Annotated in this window: 19 protein-coding genes and 2 pseudogenes; 7 read left to right on the top strand and 14 right to left on the bottom strand. The window is 60.1% G+C overall.

The genetic code is table 11. The annotated features are described in order from the left end of the window. Positions 1-61: 61 nt before the first annotated feature. Complete coding sequence (locus tag AC1RMX_RS16540) at positions 62-724, bottom strand: LysE family translocator (RefSeq protein WP_096818201.1); 663 nt, start codon at positions 722-724, stop codon at positions 62-64. A gap of 139 nt (positions 725-863) precedes the next feature. Here AC1RMX_RS16540 and alaC point away from each other — a divergent pair, with 139 nt between their 5' ends. Beyond that, positions 864-2,075: an alanine transaminase gene (gene alaC / locus AC1RMX_RS16535; RefSeq protein ID WP_493072547.1), complete on the top strand. Its 1,212-nt coding sequence runs from the start codon at positions 864-866 to the stop codon at positions 2,073-2,075. A 98-nt stretch (positions 2,076-2,173) separates the two neighbouring features. On the opposite strand, the gene AC1RMX_RS16530 is transcribed toward alaC, so the two are convergent. Together AC1RMX_RS16530 and AC1RMX_RS16525 are read right to left on the bottom strand one after the other, a co-directional pair. Further along, positions 2,174-3,526: a GntP family permease gene (locus AC1RMX_RS16530; protein WP_096818205.1), complete on the bottom strand. Its 1,353-nt coding sequence runs from the start codon at positions 3,524-3,526 to the stop codon at positions 2,174-2,176. An 82-nt stretch (positions 3,527-3,608) separates the two neighbouring features. After that, the gene (locus AC1RMX_RS16525; protein WP_007951121.1) at positions 3,609-4,142 is read right to left on the bottom strand and encodes a gluconokinase; all 534 of its coding nucleotides are present in this window, start codon (positions 4,140-4,142) and stop codon (positions 3,609-3,611) included. A gap of 216 nt (positions 4,143-4,358) precedes the next feature. On the opposite strand from AC1RMX_RS16525, the gene gntR reads away from it, so the two are divergent. Continuing rightward, complete coding sequence (gntR, locus tag AC1RMX_RS16520) at positions 4,359-5,390, top strand: HTH-type transcriptional regulator GntR (protein ID WP_192558806.1); 1,032 nt, start codon at positions 4,359-4,361, stop codon at positions 5,388-5,390. Position 5,391: 1 nt separating this feature from the next. Here the strand turns inward: gntR and AC1RMX_RS16515 are convergent, their stop codons facing one another. After that, entirely contained in the window at positions 5,392-6,264 is an 873-nt protein-coding gene (locus tag AC1RMX_RS16515) for a LysR family transcriptional regulator (protein ID WP_493072546.1), read from the bottom strand. A gap of 121 nt (positions 6,265-6,385) precedes the next feature. Between AC1RMX_RS16515 and AC1RMX_RS16510 the strand changes: the two genes are divergently transcribed. The 3 genes from AC1RMX_RS16510 to AC1RMX_RS16500 all read left to right on the top strand — a co-directional run bounded on the left by AC1RMX_RS16510 (position 6,386) and on the right by AC1RMX_RS16500 (position 9,095). Continuing rightward, positions 6,386-6,826 carry a PACE efflux transporter gene (locus tag AC1RMX_RS16510; RefSeq protein ID WP_493072545.1) on the top strand — a complete coding sequence of 147 codons (441 nt, stop codon included), beginning with the start codon at positions 6,386-6,388 and terminating at the stop codon, positions 6,824-6,826. A gap of 125 nt (positions 6,827-6,951) precedes the next feature. Then, the gene (locus AC1RMX_RS16505; protein ID WP_493072544.1) at positions 6,952-8,376 is read left to right on the top strand and encodes an MFS transporter; all 1,425 of its coding nucleotides are present in this window, start codon (positions 6,952-6,954) and stop codon (positions 8,374-8,376) included. A 152-nt stretch (positions 8,377-8,528) separates the two neighbouring features. After that, entirely contained in the window at positions 8,529-9,095 is a 567-nt protein-coding gene (locus tag AC1RMX_RS16500; RefSeq protein WP_493072543.1) for a hypothetical protein, read from the top strand. Between the two features lie 56 nt (positions 9,096-9,151). Here AC1RMX_RS16500 and AC1RMX_RS16495 read toward each other — a convergent pair. From AC1RMX_RS16495 to AC1RMX_RS16470, 6 genes and pseudogenes are all read right to left on the bottom strand, one after another. Then, positions 9,152-9,580, bottom strand: a pseudogene (locus AC1RMX_RS16495) (methyl-accepting chemotaxis protein); the annotation flags it as partial. Between the two features lie 120 nt (positions 9,581-9,700). Next, positions 9,701-10,471, bottom strand: a pseudogene (locus AC1RMX_RS16490) (PAS domain-containing protein); the annotation flags it as partial. Between the two features lie 517 nt (positions 10,472-10,988). Beyond that, entirely contained in the window at positions 10,989-12,002 is a 1,014-nt protein-coding gene (locus AC1RMX_RS16485; RefSeq protein WP_096818220.1) for an ABC transporter substrate-binding protein, read from the bottom strand. Continuing rightward, positions 11,999-12,544 carry a sigma-70 family RNA polymerase sigma factor gene (locus AC1RMX_RS16480; protein ID WP_102621301.1) on the bottom strand — a complete coding sequence of 182 codons (546 nt, stop codon included), beginning with the start codon at positions 12,542-12,544 and terminating at the stop codon, positions 11,999-12,001. The genes AC1RMX_RS16485 and AC1RMX_RS16480 overlap by 4 nt, the downstream gene beginning before the upstream one ends. A gap of 127 nt (positions 12,545-12,671) precedes the next feature. Further along, the gene (locus AC1RMX_RS16475; protein WP_493072542.1) at positions 12,672-13,463 is read right to left on the bottom strand and encodes a phosphate/phosphite/phosphonate ABC transporter substrate-binding protein; all 792 of its coding nucleotides are present in this window, start codon (positions 13,461-13,463) and stop codon (positions 12,672-12,674) included. Between the two features lie 7 nt (positions 13,464-13,470). Next, positions 13,471-14,412, bottom strand: a complete 942-nt coding sequence (locus AC1RMX_RS16470) for a fatty acid desaturase (protein WP_493072541.1) — start codon at positions 14,410-14,412, stop codon at positions 13,471-13,473. 336 nt (positions 14,413-14,748) lie between these two features. Here AC1RMX_RS16470 and AC1RMX_RS16465 point away from each other — a divergent pair, with 336 nt between their 5' ends. After that, positions 14,749-15,168 (top strand): GNAT family N-acetyltransferase, encoded by a 420-nt coding sequence (locus AC1RMX_RS16465; RefSeq protein ID WP_493072540.1) that lies wholly within the window; start codon positions 14,749-14,751, stop codon positions 15,166-15,168. Here AC1RMX_RS16465 and def read toward each other — a convergent pair whose 3' ends face one another. The 3 genes from def to AC1RMX_RS16450 all read right to left on the bottom strand — a co-directional run bounded on the left by def (position 15,169) and on the right by AC1RMX_RS16450 (position 17,030). Beyond that, positions 15,169-15,708, bottom strand: a complete 540-nt coding sequence (gene def, locus AC1RMX_RS16460) for a peptide deformylase (protein ID WP_096818225.1) — start codon at positions 15,706-15,708, stop codon at positions 15,169-15,171. It abuts the gene before it with no gap. A 2-nt stretch (positions 15,709-15,710) separates the two neighbouring features. Continuing rightward, positions 15,711-16,661 (bottom strand): YihY/virulence factor BrkB family protein, encoded by a 951-nt coding sequence (locus AC1RMX_RS16455; RefSeq protein ID WP_096818226.1) that lies wholly within the window; start codon positions 16,659-16,661, stop codon positions 15,711-15,713. Between the two features lie 177 nt (positions 16,662-16,838). Further along, positions 16,839-17,030, bottom strand: a complete 192-nt coding sequence (locus AC1RMX_RS16450) for a CsbD family protein (protein WP_096818227.1) — start codon at positions 17,028-17,030, stop codon at positions 16,839-16,841. 198 nt (positions 17,031-17,228) lie between these two features. Here AC1RMX_RS16450 and AC1RMX_RS16445 point away from each other — a divergent pair, with 198 nt between their 5' ends. Beyond that, positions 17,229-17,606 (top strand): hypothetical protein, encoded by a 378-nt coding sequence (locus AC1RMX_RS16445; RefSeq protein ID WP_493072539.1) that lies wholly within the window; start codon positions 17,229-17,231, stop codon positions 17,604-17,606. 48 nt (positions 17,607-17,654) lie between these two features. On the opposite strand, the gene fadD1 is transcribed toward AC1RMX_RS16445, so the two are convergent. Further along, entirely contained in the window at positions 17,655-19,352 is a 1,698-nt protein-coding gene (gene fadD1 / locus AC1RMX_RS16440) for a long-chain-fatty-acid--CoA ligase FadD1 (protein ID WP_096818229.1), read from the bottom strand. Between the last annotated feature and the right edge of the window lie 22 nt (positions 19,353-19,374).

The raw sequence follows: 19,374 nt of genomic DNA, 5'->3' as shown, positions 1-19,374 counted from the left end.
TCCTTGGAACGAAAAAAGTGGGTTCGGCTGGGAGTATAGAAGCCAAACCCGATTCGCACATTTACAGCGTATGCAGGGCCTCGACGGCACCGGAACCGACGAACTCGTTATAACCGGATACGATCACGTAGACCGCGAAATAGCAGAAGATCGCCGCCGATGCCATGTAGGAATAGCGCAGCAGTTTGTCACCCAGCAGTTTGCCGCCATGGCTCGCCGCAAAGCACAGACCCGCCGACCACAACAGCCCGGCACACAGGAAGCCGCCGAGGAACAGCGCCGAACTGAGCGGACCGCCGCCACCGGAACGGGCGATCAACGTGCCGCCCACGGCCGCGAACCACAGGATGGCGCTCGGCGACGACATGGCGAGAAAAATCCCACGGAAGAATTCCTTGCGATGGGAGTTCTGGCCGACCTCAGCCGTCTCCGCCAGCAGCGCTTCGTGGTGGATCGCCGAATAGATCATCTTCGCCGCGAAGTAGATCAACAGCGCCGAACCGCCGATCCACAACACCCAGCGCACGGTTTCGTATTGCAGCAGAACGGTCATTCCGGCCAGGGCAAGAACGGCGTAGATCAAGTCGCCGACGCAGGTGCCGAGGCCCAGCGCGAAGCCCTGAAAATAGCCGCGCTGCATGGCCAGGGTGATCATCGCGATGTTGGCCACGCCGATGTCCAGGCACAGCGAAAGGCTCAGCAAGAAGCCGCTGGTGAATTCCATTAACCGTTTTCCTTGGGAAAAAATTGTTGTCGTGCACGCTGGACAGTCTGCCATCGCTGCCCTTATCTTCCGCCACAGGTCACCGCAGTGACCAGCGTCGCTCGGACGGTTCCGGGCGCTTACGTTATCCGAGGCAACAATGGCTGAACAAGGTTCGCCGCGCCGCTTTGCGCGCATAGATCGACTCCCCCCTTACGTTTTCAACATCACTGCCGAGCTGAAGATGGCCGCCCGACGTCGTGGCGAAGACATCATCGACTTGAGCATGGGCAACCCCGACGGCGCCACGCCGCCGCACATCGTTGAAAAACTGGTGCAGGTTGCACAACGCGAAGACACCCACGGTTACTCCACGTCCAAGGGCATTCCGCGCCTGCGTCGGGCGATTTCCAACTGGTACAAGGAACGCTACGAGGTCGATATCGACCCGGAAAGCGAAGCCATCGTCACCATCGGTTCCAAGGAAGGCCTGGCTCACCTGATGCTGGCGACCCTGGATCAGGGCGACACCGTGCTGGTGCCGAACCCGAGCTACCCGATTCACATCTACGGTGCCGTGATTGCCGGCGCCCAGGTGCGGTCGGTGCCGCTGGTGCCGGGCGTGGACTTCTTCGACGAGCTGGAACGGGCGATTCGTGGCTCGATCCCGAAACCGAAGATGATGATCCTCGGCTTCCCGTCCAACCCTACCGCGCAGTGCGTGGAGCTGGATTTCTTCGAACGGGTGATCGCCCTCGCCAAACAGTACGACGTGCTGGTGGTGCACGACCTGGCCTACGCCGACATCGTCTACGACGGCTGGAAAGCCCCGTCGATCATGCAGGTGCCGGGTGCCAAGGACATCGCGGTGGAGTTTTTCACCCTGTCCAAGAGCTACAACATGGCGGGCTGGCGCATCGGTTTCATGGTCGGCAACCCGGAACTGGTCAACGCCCTGGCGCGGATCAAGAGCTACCACGACTACGGCACCTTCACCCCGCTGCAGGTGGCCGCGATTGCTGCGCTGGAAGGCGATCAGCAATGCGTGCGCGACATCGCCGAGCAGTATCGCCAGCGCCGCAACGTGCTGGTCAAAGGCCTGCATGAACTGGGCTGGATGGTCGAAAATCCGAAAGCCTCGATGTACGTCTGGGCGAAGATTCCCGAGGCCTACGCGCACCTCGGCTCGCTGGAATTCGCCAAGAAGCTGCTGGCCGAGGCCAAGGTCTGCGTCTCGCCGGGTGTCGGCTTTGGTGAATATGGCGACGATCACGTGCGTTTCGCGCTGATCGAGAACCAGGACCGGATTCGTCAAGCGGTACGCGGGATTCGCGGGATGTTCCGGGCGGATGGCCTGGTGACCAAATCCTGATACAGGACACATGATCGTTCCCACGCAGAGCGTGGGAACGATCCGCCAGACACAAAAAAACCGCATCGCTGCGGTTTTTTTGTGTCTTGCGTTCGAGGTTAAACGAACAGCGACAGCAGCAGGATAAAGCCCAGCGCAACCACCGACAGGATGGTTTCCATCGCGGTCCAGGTCTTGAAGGTTTCCGCCACGGTCATGTTGAAGTACTGCTTCACCAGCCAGAAACCGGCGTCGTTGACGTGGGACAGGATCAAGGAACCGGCACCGGTGGCCAGCACCAGCAACTCACGGTTCACGCCCGGGATCATCCCCACTACCGGCACCACGATGCCCGCGCCAGTAATGGTCGCCACAGTGGCCGAACCGGTCGCGATGCGGATCACCGCCGCCACCAGCCACGCCAGCAGGATCGGCGAGATCTGCGCGCTGACCGCCATGTGGCCGATCACGTCGCCCACACCGCTGGTCACCAGCATCTGCTTGAAGCCACCACCGGCACCGATGATCAGGATGATCGCGGCGGTTGGCGCCAGGCTCGCATCCAGCCATTTGAGCATCTGCTGAGAACCGATGCCCTGCTTGGCGCCGAAGGTGTACAGCGACAGCAGCAAGGCCAGCAACAGCGCCGAGATCGGGTGACCGATCATGTCCATCCAGGTGCGGAAGAAATGACCGTCCGGCAACGCCACATCAGCGAAGGTTTTCAGCAGCATCAGGAACACCGGCAGCAGCACGGTGACCAGGGTGATGCCGAAGCTTGGCAGCTTGGCCGAATCGGTTTCACGGGCCAGTTGATCGACCAGTTCCTGGTTCGGATGACCCGGGATGTGCTTGGCGATGAACGTACCGAAGATCGGACCGGCAATGATGGCGGTCGGCAGCGCGACGATCAGACCGTAGAGAATGGTCTTGCCGATGTCAGCACCGAACACGCCGATGGCCAGCAGCGGGCCCGGGTGCGGTGGCACCAGACCGTGCACGGCGGACAGGCCGGCGAGCAGCGGGATACCGATCTTGATGATCGACACGCCGGTGCGGCGAGCCACGATGAACACCAGCGGAATCAGCAGCACGAAGCCGATTTCGAAGAACAACGGAATGCCCACCAGGAACGCGGCGAACATCATCGCCCACTGCACGCGCTCTTTGCCGAACGCGCGAATCAGGGTCTGGGCGATCTGATCGGCACCGCCGGATTCGGCCATCATTTTGCCGAGCATCGTACCCAGCGCGAGGATGATGCCGACGAAACCGAGCACGCCACCGAAGCCGTCCTGGAACGCCTTGATGATGGTGCCGATCGGCATGCCGGACGTCAGGCCGAGGAACGCGGCGGCGATGGTCAGAGCAATGAAGGGATGGAGCTTGAACTTGGTGATCAGGACGATAAGCCCGATCACCGTGACCACTGCATCAAGCAGCAGGTAGGCGTCATGGGACATGCCAAACATTGGGGGTGTCTCCTGGTTTGTTGTTGTTATTAAAGCGGGTTAATCAGAAGTCGAAAGGACAGCGCTATCTTCGCAAACACGCTCATACCGCCTGTTTCAGGCCATGAGCCTGCCACCAGACGTGGGCTTGCGACGCCAGTTCTTCAACGCTGTGGATCGAAGCATTCAGGGCCAGGGTCAACGGCTCGCCCTTGGGCGATTCGAGGGTGGCGAACTGGCTTTCGATCAAGGTGGCCGGCATGAAGTGGCCCGGACGATGGGACACACGTTCGGCGGCAACTTCAGGCGTCAATTCGAGGAACACGAAGCCCAGGCCCGGCAAGGCGCTGCGCAGACGTTCGCGGTAAATGTGCTTGAGGGCCGAGCAGGTCAGCACCGGGCGTTCGCCCAGGGCATCGACGCGACGCAGCTCATCGCACAGGCTGTCGAGCCAGCCGGCACGGTCTTCGTCGTTCAGGGGGATCCCCGCGCTCATCTTTTCGATGTTCGCGGCCGGATGGAAAGTATCGCCTTCAATGGCAGTGGCGCCGCTCAATTGGCACAGGGCCTCGCTGACGCACGTCTTGCCGCAACCGGCAACGCCCATGATGACCAGGGCGGTGATGGGATGATTCATGAAACACCTCAGCGCGCAGACAGCGCTACCTTTGCTAACTATGACTCTAGTGCACAGGCAGAAATTGCCGACGCCTTCTTGTCGTTTTTTTGGGTTGCAGCAGGTTGGGTCCCAACGCCAAAAAGCGAGGATCAGGCAGGACCTCGCTTACGCATTTGCAGCTGCATAAGGACAGCGCTACCTTAGTGCCTTGATTTTTGTTTGGCAAGCCGCCCGATGACCACCCCTAAAAACGATAAAAACACCCGCACCACCGGCCGTCCCACCCTCAATGAAGTCGCCCGGCTGGCTGGCGTCAGTCCGATAACCGCTTCTCGCGCCTTGCGCGGGGTCAGCACTGTCGCCACCGAGCTGGTGGAAAAAGTCCAGAAAGCCGCGCTGGAACTCAACTACGTGGTCAACCCCGCCGCCCGCGCCCTGGCCTCGGCCCAGAGCCATTCGGTGGTGGTCCTGGTGCCTTCTTTGGCCAACCTGTTGTTCATCGACACCCTGGAAGCCATTCATCGGGTGCTCACGCCCAAAGGCTTCGAAGTGCTGATCGGCAACTTCCACTATTCCCGCGATGAAGAAGAAAACCTGCTGCGCAACTACATGGCTTATCAGCCACGGGGTTTGCTGCTGACCGGTTTCGACCGCACCGAAACATCGCGGCGGATGATCGAGGCCAGCAACATTCCCTGCGTGTACATGATGGAACTGGACAGCGCCGCCGGGGTGAACTGCGTCGGCTTCTCCCAGCTCAGCGCCGGGGAAACCGCCGCCGAACATTTGCTGTCCCGTGGCCGCAAGCGTCTGGCGTACATCGGCGCGCAGCTCGATCAGCGCACCCTGCTGCGCGGTGAAGGTTTTCGCAAAGCGTTGCAGAAGGCCGGTCGCTACGACCCGGATCTGGAAGTGCTGACCCCGCGTTCATCGTCTGTAGGCCTGGGCGGCGAGTTGTTCCTGCAGCTGCTGGCAGCGCATCCGGACGTCGATGCGATCTTCTTCGGCAACGACGACCTGGCTCAGGGCGCATTGCTCGAAGCGCTGCGCAACGGGATCAAGATCCCCGAGCAAGTGGCGATCCTCGGCTTCAACGACCTGCCGATGTCCGAGCACATGGTGCCGCGCCTGAGCAGCATCAACACCCCGCGCGAGGCCATCGGCCGGCGTGCGGCGGAACAGATGCTGACCCTGATGGCCGGCAACAGCGTGGCGCGACCGGTCGAGGACATGGGCTTCGAATTGAAGGTGCGCGAAAGCACCTGACTCAACCGCCCAGCAACGCCACAAGAGCCAGCGCGCCCTTCTGCAACGGCTGGCTCTTGAGCCACACCGCGTGCACCGGCAATACCAGGCCGTTCTCGATGTTGCGGAAGTTCAGCCGTTTCAATCGCCCCGAATCGAGCCACGGCTGTACCACCGACAACGGGAAATTGCCCCAGCCCAACCCCGCCTCGACCATCTCCAGCGCCGTCTCCAGGCTATCGGTGCGCCAGTGGGATTCGGCCACCAGCGGCCGGGTTTCGCTGATCGGCAAGTCGCGACTGCCGACGACGATCTGCCGCACATGCACCAGATCCTCGAGAAACAGATCCTGCCCCTGCAACAGCGGACTGTCCGCCGCCAGCGTGGCGATCATCCGTTCACTGCCGACAAACTGAAAGCGCTCCAGCACGTTCACGCTCAACCCGGCGAACGCCAGGCACACGCTGACCCGGCCACTGTGAAGCATCGCCAGCACGTCATCCTGCGGCGCGGTCAGCACTTCGATGTCGAGCAGCGGGTGGCGCTCACTGATGTCCTTGATCGCCGCCAGCAAACGTCGCCGGTCGATATCCGCCGCCACGCCAATCGACAACTTGCTCTCCAGCCCCAGCGACAACTGCACCGCATGCACCTGCAATTGCTTGAGCTGACCGGCGATCAGCCGCGCATGAGGCACCAGCGACAGCGCCATCGCCGTGGGTTGCGGTTCGCGGTGACTGCGATCAAACAGCGGGTAGCCGAGTTCGGCCTCCAGATTGCCGATGGCCATGCTCACCGCCGACGGGACTTTGCCCAATGCCCTGGCTGCGGCGGAAAACGAGCCGCGCTCAATCACTGCGAGAAACAGCTCGATGCTTTCGCTGTTGAAATTCACATCATCTACCTATCAATAAAACTGAAAGCTACTGACTTTTTCTGTCATCACCATTGAAGCTATCTTTCGTCGTCTTCGCCAGCCCCACTGGCCACAAGTCGCAAGAAAGAGGCAATTCCCCATGCATGGCGTCAAACGCAAACTGGTCTACGTGTCGCTCTATGAAGTGATCGGCATGACCTTCTCGGCCCTCGGCTTGGCCCTGTTGTCCGGCACGTCGCCCGGCAGCACCGGCCCGCTGGCGGTGATCATCACCACCATCGCCGTGACCTGGAACTTCATCTACACCTCGCTGTTCGAGCACTGGGAAAGCCGTCAGGTCTCGCGCACCCGCACAGTCAAACGCCGTATCGCCCACGCGGTCGGCTTTCAATTGACGCTGATCGTGTTCCTGATTCCGCTGATCGCCTGGTGGATGAACATCAGCCTGGTGCAGGCCTTCCTGCTGGATCTGGCGCTGATCGTGTTCATCCCTTGCTACACCTTCGCCTTCAACTGGCTGTTCGATAAGGTGTTCGGTTTGCCGGCCTCGGCGCTGCCGGATCCCGTGCCCGCAGCATGAATCGCTAATTGGTAAGCGGATATTGCAAGAAATCGGCGGTTTTCCCATGCCAACCGCCGATATAAACAATCCTTGATTTCCGATAGCAGGCTAAGCTTTTCCATCATAAAAAAATGGATCGGCCCATGACTGCACACGCCCCCGCCGCCGCGCAAAGCGATGGCATCGACCCGATACGCGCCGCACAGGTTTCCGCCCGCATCGACCGTCTTCCGGCGGTCGCCACGATCTGGCGGCTGGTGGCGCTGCTGTCGATCGGTGGTTTCTTCGAACTCTATGACCTGTTCCAGACCGCCTATATCAGCCCCGGCCTGATCCGCGACGGCATCTTCACCACCGGCAATCAGGGCGTGTTCGGGTTCTCCGATCAAGCCGCGTTCGCCTCGGCGACGTTCCTCGGTCTGTTTCTCGGCGCCAGTCTGCTCAGTCCGTTGGCGGATCGTTTCGGGCGACGGGCGATCTTCACCTTCGCGCTGGTCTGGTACACCGTGGCCACGGTGCTGATGGGCGTGCAGAGTTCGGCGCTGGGGATCATCTGCATGCGTTTTCTGGTGGGCATCGGCCTCGGCATCGAACTGGTGACCATCGACGCCTACCTCTCGGAACTGGTGCCCAAACGCATGCGCAGTTCGGCGTTCGCCTTCGCGTTTTTCGTGCAGTTCCTGTCGGTGCCGGCGGTGGCGCTTATGTCTTGGTGGCTGGTGCCGCAGGCGCCGTTCGGGGTGTCCGGCTGGCGTTGGGTGGTGCTGGCCAGTGCGGTGTTTGCGCTGTTCATCTGGTGGCTGCGCAAACGGCTGCCGGAGTCGCCGCGCTGGCTGGCCCAGCATGGCCGCTTCGATGAAGCGAACCGGATTCTCGATGGCATCGAGGCGCGCTGCGAGAAAGATCACCGTCAACCACTGGATGCGCCGGAAGCCGTGGCCGTCGACGTCGAAGGCAAGGGCCGTTTCGCCGATATCTGGCAGCCACCGTACCGGCGCCGGGCACTGATGCTGATCGTCTTTCACATCTTCCAGGCCATCGGTTTCTTCGGCTTTGGCAACTGGCTGCCAGCGTTGCTTTCCGGTCAGGGCGTCAGCGTCACCCACAGTCTGATGTACGCATTCATCATCACCCTCGCCTACCCGCTCGGGCCGTTGCTGTTCGTCAAATTCGCCAACCGCTTCGAGAACAAGTGGCAGATCGTCGGCTCAGCCTTGGGCGCCATGACCTTCGGCACCTTGTTCGCGTTGCAGACCAGCGCTTTCGGCCTGATTTTCTGCGGGGTGATGATCACCTTCTGCAACGCCTGGCTGAGCTTCAGTTATCACTCCTATCAGAGCGAACTGTTCCCCACCAACATCCGCGCCCGGGCGGTGGGGTTCTGTTACTCGTTCAGTCGTTTGTCGACGGTGTTCAGCAGCCTGTTGATCGGTCTGTTCCTCGACCACTTCGGCACGCCGGGCGTACTGGCGTTCATTGTCGTCAGCATGTTGATCGTGATGCTGACCATCGGCTATTTCGGCCCCCGCACCCGCAACCTGGCGCTGGAAAACATCGCTCATCGCTGACGGGCAACGGTCATCTTCTGCCGCCGGACGGCAAAGGATGACCGCTTCCGAAAACCGTAAATTCCTTAATCTGCTGAATTCATGAGACTTATTCTGACGGCACGGTAATTGCTGTTTTACCGCCGACAGCAATTACCACAAGGTCCTTCATCATGTTGGTCAGTTCGAAACAGGCGAATTTGATTCATCTGCCCAAGCGCATCACCGAAGACGCCACCGCTTCGGCGGCTGCCGGTCTGCAAGGCGGGCTCCACGGCGCGATGCTGCAATCGCTGCAAAACCAGGCGCAGGCGCAAACCACTGACGCCACCAGTCAGATTCAAAGCTCGGCCACGCAACTCGCCACCCAGCAAGTCAACGAAGCCACGCGCATCAGCGACAACGTCGATGAAGCGTTCGCCAAGACCCGCGTCGGCCTGCAGACTTCTGACGCTTCGCAGACCAAGGCCACCGGCACTTCCGCCACCGACGAGTTCAAGGACTACATGAGCAAGTCGCCGGAACAGCGTCTGCGCGACAGCATCCTCAAGGAAATGGGTTTGACCGAAGACGACATCAAAGCCATGCCGCCAGAGAAACAACTGGCCATCGGCAAAGAGATCGCCGATCGCCTGCAGGACAAGATGAAACTGGCCGAAGCCGAGAAGCAGAACAAACAAGACGCCAACTCGGTCAAGATCAGCGACCAGTCGGCAGACAAGTTCCTCGCTTCGCTCTGACTCGCAGCGCAATGAAAAAAGGATCCCAAGGGATCCTTTTTTTCAGCCGTAAACCGTCAGTTCAACTGCAACGTCTCGTTGAACTGGCTGATCGCATCCACCACATGCCGCGAGCCCTGCTGAATCTCCCGGATCGCGTCCCCCGCCTCGTTCGCCAGTTCCACCCCGAGCCCGGTGCGGCTCAGGCTCGACTGCATGCTCGACACCGCACTCAGTGACAACTCATGGTTCTTGCGCACCACATCGACGATCTCCAGGGTTGCCTGACTGGTCCGCGCCGCGAGGCTGCGCACTTCATCCGCCACCACCGCAAAACCGCGTCCGTGCTCACCCGCCCGCGCCGCTTCGATGGCCGCGTTGAGTGCCAGCAGGTTGGTCTGGTCGGCAATCCCGCGAATGGTCTGGACGATGGTGCCGATGATGTCCGACTGCTTGCTCACCGCATCGATGCTCAGCGCCGCTTCGTTGAGGTCGCGGGAAATGTCCTGAATGATCTGCACCGTCTGCTGCACGACCTGTGAGCCTTTTTGCGCGCAGGCGTCGTTTTGTACCGAGGTGCTGTGGGCCGATTCCGCAGCGGTCTGCAAGGTGGTCATCTGGTGGGTGATGTCGCTGGCGAACTTCACCACTTTGTACAACCGACCCTTGGCATCGAACAACGGGTTATACGAGGCTTCGAGGTAAACGGTCTGCCCGGACTTGTTCTTGCGTTCGAAGCGGTGCGAGTGATATTCGCCGCGATTGAGCGAGGCCCAGAACGCTTTGTATTGCGCGGATTCGGCTTCGGCGCGATGACAGAACAGGCTGTGATGATGGCCGACAATTTCGTTGAGCGAATACTGCATGGTCTTGAGGAAGTTGTCGTTGGCCGAGATCACATTGCCTTCCGGGGTGAATTCGATCACGGCCATCGAACGGCTGATGGCGGCGAGCATGCTCTCCTCTTCTTTTTCCTTGTTCACGCGCGCCGTGATGTCCGACGCCACTTTGATCACGCTTCTGACTTGTTTGTCCGGGCCATACACCGGCATGTAACTGGCCTCGAGCCAGATCTCCTGACCGCGCTTGTTCAAACGCAGGAAAGTCCCGCTGAGGGGTTCGCCACGGGCCAGGTCACGCCACAACTTGGCGTATTCCTCGCTGCGGTAAAACGCCTCTTCGCAAAAGACCCGGTGATGTTTGCCACGCACTTCCTCGGCGCTGTAGCCCATGGTCTTGCAGAAGTTCTCATTGGCATCCAGAACGATGCCCTCGGGGGTGAATTCGATCATCGCCATCGAACGGCTGATCGCCTCCAACTTGGCGTTGGCTTCGGTCAGGGCACAACTGAAGCGTTCGATTTCCTGCAGGTCAGCCTTGTGATGTAGGTTGAACATGTCTCTATCACCTTCCGCGCGGTCTTTTGATTTGATGAAAGTTCAGGTCTTTCAGAATCCACCACTACGTTCCACAGAACAGGCACACGCATTCCTCCACAGGAGGAAGTTGTCAGGTGATCAACGATGATTAATCAAAGAGTCCATGCAGCGACGCTCTAATCAAGACATCCTTCTCTTGATAGCCCGCGGGCGGGCCATTCCTAACGTGCAGAAGAACTTCCATTTAAAAACATGCTCCTTGTCGGTTCAGTGTCGGTGCCTTGGATTGCGCACTCTGGCAGCTTTGTTCATGACTAACCGATTGCCGTCGAGGCGCATTGGATGGCGGTCGACATAGTTAGTTACGTGTGAGCATAGACAGCGCAAAGCCTTGCGCAAGGCCACTAGTCGGCCAGTACCACGGGGAGTTTGGACAAAAAAAGGACAAGAATCGGTTCAGCGGGCGGGATGTTTGTTGCCATTGCGACAGACTCGCAATGGCAACTTTTGAAACTACGCAATTATCGGATAAGTACTACAGACTCCCACTGACTTTATTCGCCACTTCACCCGGCACCCACGACTTCCAGACTTGCGGTTGATCGCGCAGGAAGGCTTCGGCGACCTGACGTGGCTGCTGACGTTTCTCGCTCATCCCGGCCAGGGTCTGGTTCAGCAGATCGATCGGCAAATCGACCTTTTCAAAGAACGTCACCAGTTCCGGATACTGCGCCTTGAACGGTGCCGACACGCCAATCGCCAGGCTCGCCGGCATCGAGCGGGTGCCTTTCGGATGGGGGTTGTTGGCGTCGGCCAGGGTTTTCCAGGCTTCGGCGTCGAACGGCGGCTCTTCCAGCTTCACCAGTTTGAAGCGACCGAGCAACGGTGTCGGCGACCAGTAGTAGAACAGCACCGGTTTGCCACGCTTGATCGACGACGCCACCTCGGCATCCAGCGCCGCGCCGGAACCGGTGCGGAAGTTGACGAAGCTGTCGTTCAGCGCATAGGCCTTGAGCTTCTGGCTGTTGACGATTTCCGAGGTCCAGCCGGTCGGGCTGTTGAGGAAACGCCCGCGGCTCGGGTCTTCCGGGTCCTTGAACACATCCTTGTAGCGCGGCAGGTCGGCCACGGATTTCAGCTCCGGCGCCAGCGGTTTGATCCCGCGCTCGGGGTCGCCCTTGATCACGTATTCCGGCACCCACCAGCCTTCGGTGGCGCCCTTCACCGTGTCGCCGAGGCCGAACACCTTGCCCTCGGCGGCAGCCTTGACCCACGCCGGACTGCGTCCGGCCCATTCTTCACCGATCACTTGAATGTCGTTTTTTGCCAGCGCCGCTTCGAGGCTGACGGTGCTGCCCGGCAGCGTATCGGTCGGGTAGCCATAGCCTTTTTCGACGATCAGGCGCAGCACTTCGGTGATGAAACTGCCGCTTTCCCAGGTGATATCGCCGAAGTGGATCGGCGCGGTTTTTTCCGCTGCCACGGCGTGGCCGGCAGTCAGGGTCAGGGCCAGCAGCGAACTGCCGAGCAGGGTTTTGATCGATCTCATGCGGACCTCTTGTTCTGGGAGGAAATCAGGGTTTGGTTGGCGCTGTGGCGATTGCACAGGGCCTGGGAACGGGTCATGTACATGCTCACCGAACGCTGGGAGATGCCCAGTTCGGCAGCGATTTGCGGGTAGGTCAGGCCGTCGATGCGCGCCAGCAGAAAGGTCGAGCGCACCTTGCCCGGCAGGCGCTGGAGCGTTCGGTCCAGATGCTTGAGACTCTGCGACAGATCTGCCAGATCTTCGGGAGACGGCGCGTGATCGAGGTCACTCTGTTGCAGTTGATGCAGATGCCGACGCTCCAGATCGCCCCGCCGCCAGCGCTCATACAGCAGCCGCTGGGCGATGGTGGTGAGCAACGCGCGGGGTTCGCGGATGGCGGTCAGGCCCGGTGCTTCGAGCAATTGCGCGAAGGTTTCGGCGGCGATGTCTTCGGCGCTGGCTGCATCATTCGATTGCCGGCGCAGACGTGTGCACAACCACTGGTAATGGTCGCGAAACAACGTATTCACATGATTGCGATGGGATGAGTCGGCGCCGGACATGGGGGCTCCTTGGTCAAGGGTCGCTGAATGTCCGGTCGTCCGGTGGCGCGATCCTAGCAAGGTGCCTTATGCGTTAAAAATACTTAAAAAGAATTTTTATATTCCATTAGTGAATTAGTGGAAATCGCTAACGCAAGCGGCCGTATCCCAGTTCTTCGGCCTCGCGTTGATAGTCCAGCAGGACGAGGTAATCACTTTCGCTGGCAGGCAGGACTTCGGGCAGGCCGAGGATGCGGGCAACGTCGGGCAAGTCTTGCAGGCTGCGGTTCATCGCCCGGCGCAGCTGTTCGATCTGCGTGTCCGAAGCACTGGCAACGGTGATGAAAGGCAAGGTCGGGCTGAACGCACTGCGCGCCACCACCCGCAAGCCATTGACCTCTTCGGCGGCGTGCTGCGCCAGGTAGGCAAAGGTCACGCTGTCGATGGCCGCCAGATCGGCGCGATCTTCGCGCAACCAGCGCAGGCTTTCGCGATGGCCGCCACTGAGGCCGACCGAAGCGAAAAACTCACCGTCCCGCTGCAACGGCGCCAGACGCTGGCGCAACAGGTTCATGCCGCTGTTGGAGTCCTCGCTGTTGATCACCCCGCGACTGTCGAAGAACTCCGCCAGACTGCGGCGCGGATCATTGGCGCGGGCAAGGATCAGACTGCAATGATTGCCGGCAGTGGCATCCGGCAATTCATAGCGCGGACGGCCGACAATTCTGACCTGGCCACGCAGTGCGGTCATCAGCGGATAGCCGCAGGTCTGGGTCAGCAGCAACTGCGGCGACAGCCAGAGGTCGGGCAGCGACAAGCCTTCGGCCTTGAGTCGCGAGCGGCCCAGGTGATCGAGAATCCGCGCCAGCCACTGTTCGTTCGCCGCGCGGATCGGCTCGGGGGCGATGTACATCAACAGCTCTGCGTAACCTGACGTCATGGTGGCCTCAAATAAACGGATGCTGCGGACTGTCGATCGGTTTGATGCCGTGCCGACGCCACAGTTGCCCATAACCTTGCACCAGAAATCCACCGCTGCGCGCCACCCATTGCTCCCGGCGCATGCGATAGGCCTTGGGCAAGTCGTACCACGCCAGCTTCGGCAAATCGTGGTGCACCAGATGGAAATTCAAGTTCAGGAACAACCAGCGCCACGGCCATCCGGCTTCGTTGAGCACCGTGCGTTGTTCCGGTTGTGCGTGCGGCCGGTGTTCATAGTAAGAGCGAACCATCGCAATCGACAGCGCCGGCACGCTGATCAAAAACAGGTAATGCCAGACCGGCAACACGCTGTAGCGGGCGATGAAAAACAGCATCAGCAAGGTCAGGGTTCCGTGGGTCAGCCACATTAGCCAGGCTTGGCGCTCGCTGTTTTTCAGGCGTTGCAGTTGTTCATTGGCCAGCGCCAGTAACGCCAGCGGCGCACCTATTACGAATCGGCCGAGCACGGTCTTGTTCAGCCAGTGCAGGCTGCGTTCGAGCAGCGAACTGCCGTGCCAGCGCTCGGCGCTCAGGTAACGGCTTTCGGGGTCGACGCCGGGGATCGTCAGGTCCTCATCGCGATGGTGCTGCAAATGGCTGTCGCGATAGAGCGTGTACGGATACCACACCGCAAACGGCGCGTAGCCGAGGACTTTGTTCACCGAAGTCCAGCGCGTCGGATGACCGTGGAGCAATTCGTGCTGCACCGACAGCCACAGCACCAGCAACGGAATCAGCAGCAACGTGGTCCACCAGAGGCCCAGCCATCCGCTGCCCAGCACAATCGCGAACCAACCGGCATACACGCCGATCAGCAACAGCCAGGTCGGCCAGTCGGTGCGGGCGGTGAAGCGTTGGCGCAGGGCTTCGATCTGTTGGCGATGGGCATCGTCGAAATAATGGGGCATGGCGTGGCTCGGAACGAGGGTCTGATCGTTCTGTGCAACACCAGCGGAGAATCTTGCAGATTATTTTGGCGAGGTTTTTAGGGGCGAGACAGGAGCCCGGGAACCAGGCTCCTGAAGGAGGTGATCAATGACCGAAGATGTCGACTTTTTTCGCCCTTTTCTCGTGGCGTTTCTCGATGGCGGTCTTGGCCGGTTTCTTCTTCGCGGCTTTCTTCGAATCCATACCTTTGGACATGATGCGTACTCCACTCAGAGGGGATGTGAGATCAGGTATACACCTATCCCGGCGAGCACGTTGTTTTATAATCCGCGGCTTTTGCACCGGCAGTCCGATTCATGACCGACATCCGTTACAGCCAGCTCGACGACCTGTCCTGGCCCTTGATGAACAAGTTCTACCGCCAACATCAATCGTCGATGAAAGCGGTGCGCGAGGCGCAATTGTGGGTGGCGCGGCGGGAGGAGATTGTTGCTGCGTTGTGTCTGCGGCCGGTTTCAGGCGGGTATTGGCTGACCGGGTTGTTCGTCGACCCGACCTGCCGCGAACAGGGCATTGCCGCACAATTGATTGCCGAAGCGGTGAAGGACGTCGAGGCGCCTGTCTGGTTGTTCTGCCACCCGGATCTGCGCGGTTTCTACGAACGGCGCGGCTTCACTTTCGACCCCGCCCTGCCCCAGGCGATGGCCGAGCGCTTGAGCCGTTATGCGCGGAGCAAGCCGATGATTGCCATGGAGCTTGCGCCGCGCGCGGACTAGTCAGTCGTCGGCGTTGGGGTCGAGATCCGGGAACATCACTTCGGTGTAACCGAACTTGCTGAAATCGGTAATGCGCGACGGGTACAAGCGCCCGATCAGGTGGTCGCACTCGTGCTGCACCACCCGCGCATGGAACCCCGAGGCCACGCGCACGATCGGCTGCCCCTTGGGATCGACACCTTCGTAGCGGATCTGCTGATAACGATCTACCGCGCCCCGCAGGCCGGGCACCGACAGGCAACCTTCAAAACCCTCTTCCATCAAGGGACTCAACGGCGTGATCAGCGGATTGATCAGGATCGTCTGCGGCACGGCTTCGGCGTCCGGGTAACGTTCGCTGTGCTCGAAGCCGAAGATCACCAGTTGCAGGTCGACGCCGATCTGCGGCGCGGCCAGGCCGACACCGCCGACGCTTTCCATGGTCTGGAACATGTCGTCGATCAGTTGCCACAGCTCAGGGCTGTCGAGCATCTCGGCGGGCACCGGCGGGGCAATGCGCAGCAGGCGTTCATCGCCCATCTTCAGGATTTCACGGATCATGATCAGGCTTCGTCTGTGTTCGGGTTGAGCGAATGATCGCGCCCAAGTCCGGAAACGTGTTGTTTGGGATGTTCATCGAGTTCACCGGGGACTTTCTCGCCCGGGTCCTTGCCCTCGCTGGACATGTGTTCGATCACGGCATTCATCTCCGCCCCCAGCAACAGCACGGCGGCGGAAATGTAGAAATACAGCAACAGCACGATGATCGCACCGATGCTGCCATACATGGCGTTGTAGTTGGCGAACGTCTTGACGTAGAACGCGAACCCCAGGGACGCGATGATCCACACCACTACCGCCAGCACCGAGCCCGGGGTGATGAAACGGAATTCCTGTTTGACGTCGGGCATCACGTAGTAGATCAAAGCGACGGCGACCATCATCAGGATCACGATCACCGGCCAGCGAGCGATGGTCCATACGGTGACGATGAAGTCTTCCAGACCGACCTGCCCGGCGATCCAGCCCATCACCTGCGGCCCGAGCACCATCAGCGCGGCAGCGGCCAGCAGCATGCCGGCAATGCCGACGGTGTAGATGATCGACAGCGGGAAGCGCTTCCAGATCGGCCGGCCCTCGACCACGTCGTAGGCCGCGTTCATCGCGCTCATCATCAGGCGCACACCGGCGGACGCGGTGTACAGGGCGACGACGATACCCACGGACAGCAGACCGCCCTTGGATTGCTGCAACTGGTCGATCACCGGGTTGACCTGCTCCAGCGCCTGGGGCGGCAACACCAGCTCCGATTGCAGGCGCAGCCAGGAGAAGAAGTCCGGCAGGTGCAGGAAACCGATCAGGGCAATCAGGAACAGAATGAACGGGAACAGCGAGAACAGCATCTGGTAGGCCAGTGCCGAGGCATAGGTCGACATCTCGTCATCCATGAACTCGGTGACGGTGCGCACGATGACCCGGTGCAGGGGCAGGCCTTTCATGTCGGGGAAAATCATTCGCGTCTCCTTTCGCCGCAAAACAGGTTGAAGTCGTGGCGACTCAGGGGCCGTTTTTCTCTCATCAAAGTAGCTTACTTGGCGACTTTGAAACACTGTGATCCGTGACTGTATGTGAACGGGACACGAAAACGGCCATCCTTGGATGGCCGCTTCGGTGTTTCGTTCAAGGCTGGATCAAGCCTTGTCGACGCCTTTCTTGATCGCGTCCTTGGCTTTGCCCACGGCTTGCTGGGCCTCGCCTTTCTTCTCTTGCAGTTTGCCTTCGACTTGCAGTTTGGTGTTGTCGGTGGCTTTACCGATGCCCTGCTTGACGTTGCCGACCGCTTCGTTGGCCATGCCTTTTACTTTATCGCCTGTGCTACTCATGGTGTTTCTCCTTGGTGCATTGAAGGGGAAAAGTCAGTACGTAACGATTGACTGGCCCGGTTTGCGCCAAGTTTCATTTATTTTCAGGGCTTCATTTCGTCGCGGCGTGCAGGTTGCGCTTTATGTTTGCGAGCGTAGCCCCGAGAATGCCCACCATAAGGGCGCCAGGCGCCACAGAACCGATCCCGCAGGAATGTTATGAAACTCGATAAAAAGCAGGCCATCGCCCGTCGCAACCAGGAACTGGGCGGTGCCGTGCTCGGCACCAACAACTGCCACTTCTCCGAACTTAACCGCAACCGCAACATCTGGTGGTTCGATCTGCCGGTGTCGCGTCTGGCCATTGGTCAGTACGAGTGGATTCACCTGTTGATGCACACCCCGGCCACCGACGAGCTGCTGCACCTGAAAGTGCCGACCGTGTTTCTGCGCGAGAAGCTCGAAGGCCTGGTGATCCGCAACGAAGGCAAGCGCAAGGCTGCCCTGAGCCTGGAACTGAGTGCCGACAAGGACTCGTACCTGCAGGACATGCGCCCGGCAGGCACCAACGTGAACTTCGCACCGTTCCGTCAGTAAGCGATTCCTGCACCAACAAAAAGCCCCGCATCTGCGGGGCTTTTTATTTTATGCGGCGTTCTTCGCCTTGATCTTCTTCAGCTCTTCGTCGCGCAACTCGCGACGCAGGATCTTGCCGACATTGGTGGTCGGCAGCGCATCGCGGAATTCCACCGAACGCGGCACCTTGTAGCCGGTGACGTTGGCGCGCATGTGCTCCATCACCGTTTCCTTGGTCAGCGTGACGCCTGGCTTGGCGACGATGAAGATCTTGATCGCCTCGCCCGACTTCTCGTCCGGAATACCGATGGCCGCGCACTGCAACACGCCCGGCAGGGTTGCCAGCACGTCTTCCAGTTCGTTCGGGTACACGTTGAAACCGGAGACCAGGATCATGTCTTTCTTGCGATCGACAATACGCATGTAACCGTCCGGCTGGATCAGCGCGATGTCACCGGTCTTCAGCCAGCCTTCGCTGTCGAGCATCTCGTCGGTGGCTTCCTGACGCTGCCAGTAGCCCTTCATCACTTGCGGGCCCTTGACGCACAGCTCGCCGATTTCACCCAGCGGCTGCTCGACGCCGGCATCGTCGATGACTTTGCACAGGGTCGACGGCACTGGAATGCCGATGGTGCCGATCTGGATGTTCTGGATCGGGTTGACCGTAGCCACCGGGCTGGTTTCGGTCATGCCGTAACCTTCGCAGATCGGGCAACCGGTGACCGCTTTCCAGCGCTCGGCGGCGGCCAGTTGCAGGGCCATGCCACCGGACAGGGTGACTTTCAGCGCCGAGAAATCCAGCTTGCGGAAACCTTCGTTGTTGCACAGGGCCACGAACAGCGTATTGAGGCCGACGAAACCGCTGAACTTCCACTTCGACAGTTCCTTGACCATCGCCGGCAGGTCGCGCGGGTTGCTGATCAGGATGTTGTGGTTGCCGATCAGCATCATCGCCATGCAATGAAAGGTGAACGCATAGATGTGGTACAGCGGCAGCGGGGTGATCAGGATCTCGCAACCTTCATTGAGGTTGGAGCCCATCAGCGCCTTGCACTGCAACATGTTGGCGACGAGGTTGCGATGGGTGAGCATCGCGCCCTTGGCCACGCCGGTGGTGCCGCCGGTGTATTGCAGCACCGCGACATCGCCGCTGTCCGGGTTGGCTTCGGCGACCGGCTGACCCTGGCCCTTGCTCAGCACGTCGTTGAACTTGACGGCTTTTGGCAGGTGATAGGCCGGCACCATTTTCTTCACGTACTTGATGACGCTGTTGATCAGCAGACGCTTGATCGGCGGCAGCAGGTCGGCGACTTCGGTGACGATGACGTGTTTGACGCCGGTTTTCGGCACCACGGCTTCGGCCAGGTGCGCCATGTTGGCCAGGCACACCAGCGCCTTGGCACCGGAGTCATTGAACTGGTGTTCCATTTCCCGCGCGGTGTACAGCGGGTTGGTGTTGACCACGATCAGCCCGGCACGGATGGCACCGAAGACGGCGACCGGGTACTGCAACACGTTGGGCAGTTGCACGGCGATTCGATCACCGGGCTGCAAATCGGTATGCTGTTGCAGATAAGCGGCAAACGCACCGGACAATTCGTACAGTTCACCGTAGGTGATGGTCTTGCCCAGGTTGCTGAACGCCGGTTTGTCGGCGAAGCGTTGGCAGGATTGCTTCAACACTGCCTGAATATTCGGGTACTCGTCTGGATTGATGTCGGCAGCAATTCCAGCGGGGTACTTATCCTTCCAAAAGTCTTCGATCATGGAAGCCCACTCCTCAGCAACG

The sequence above is a fragment of the Pseudomonas sp. GW822-FHT03F04 genome, from assembly GCF_058801405.1.
This window is presented reverse-complemented; position numbering and strand designations above follow the sequence as displayed.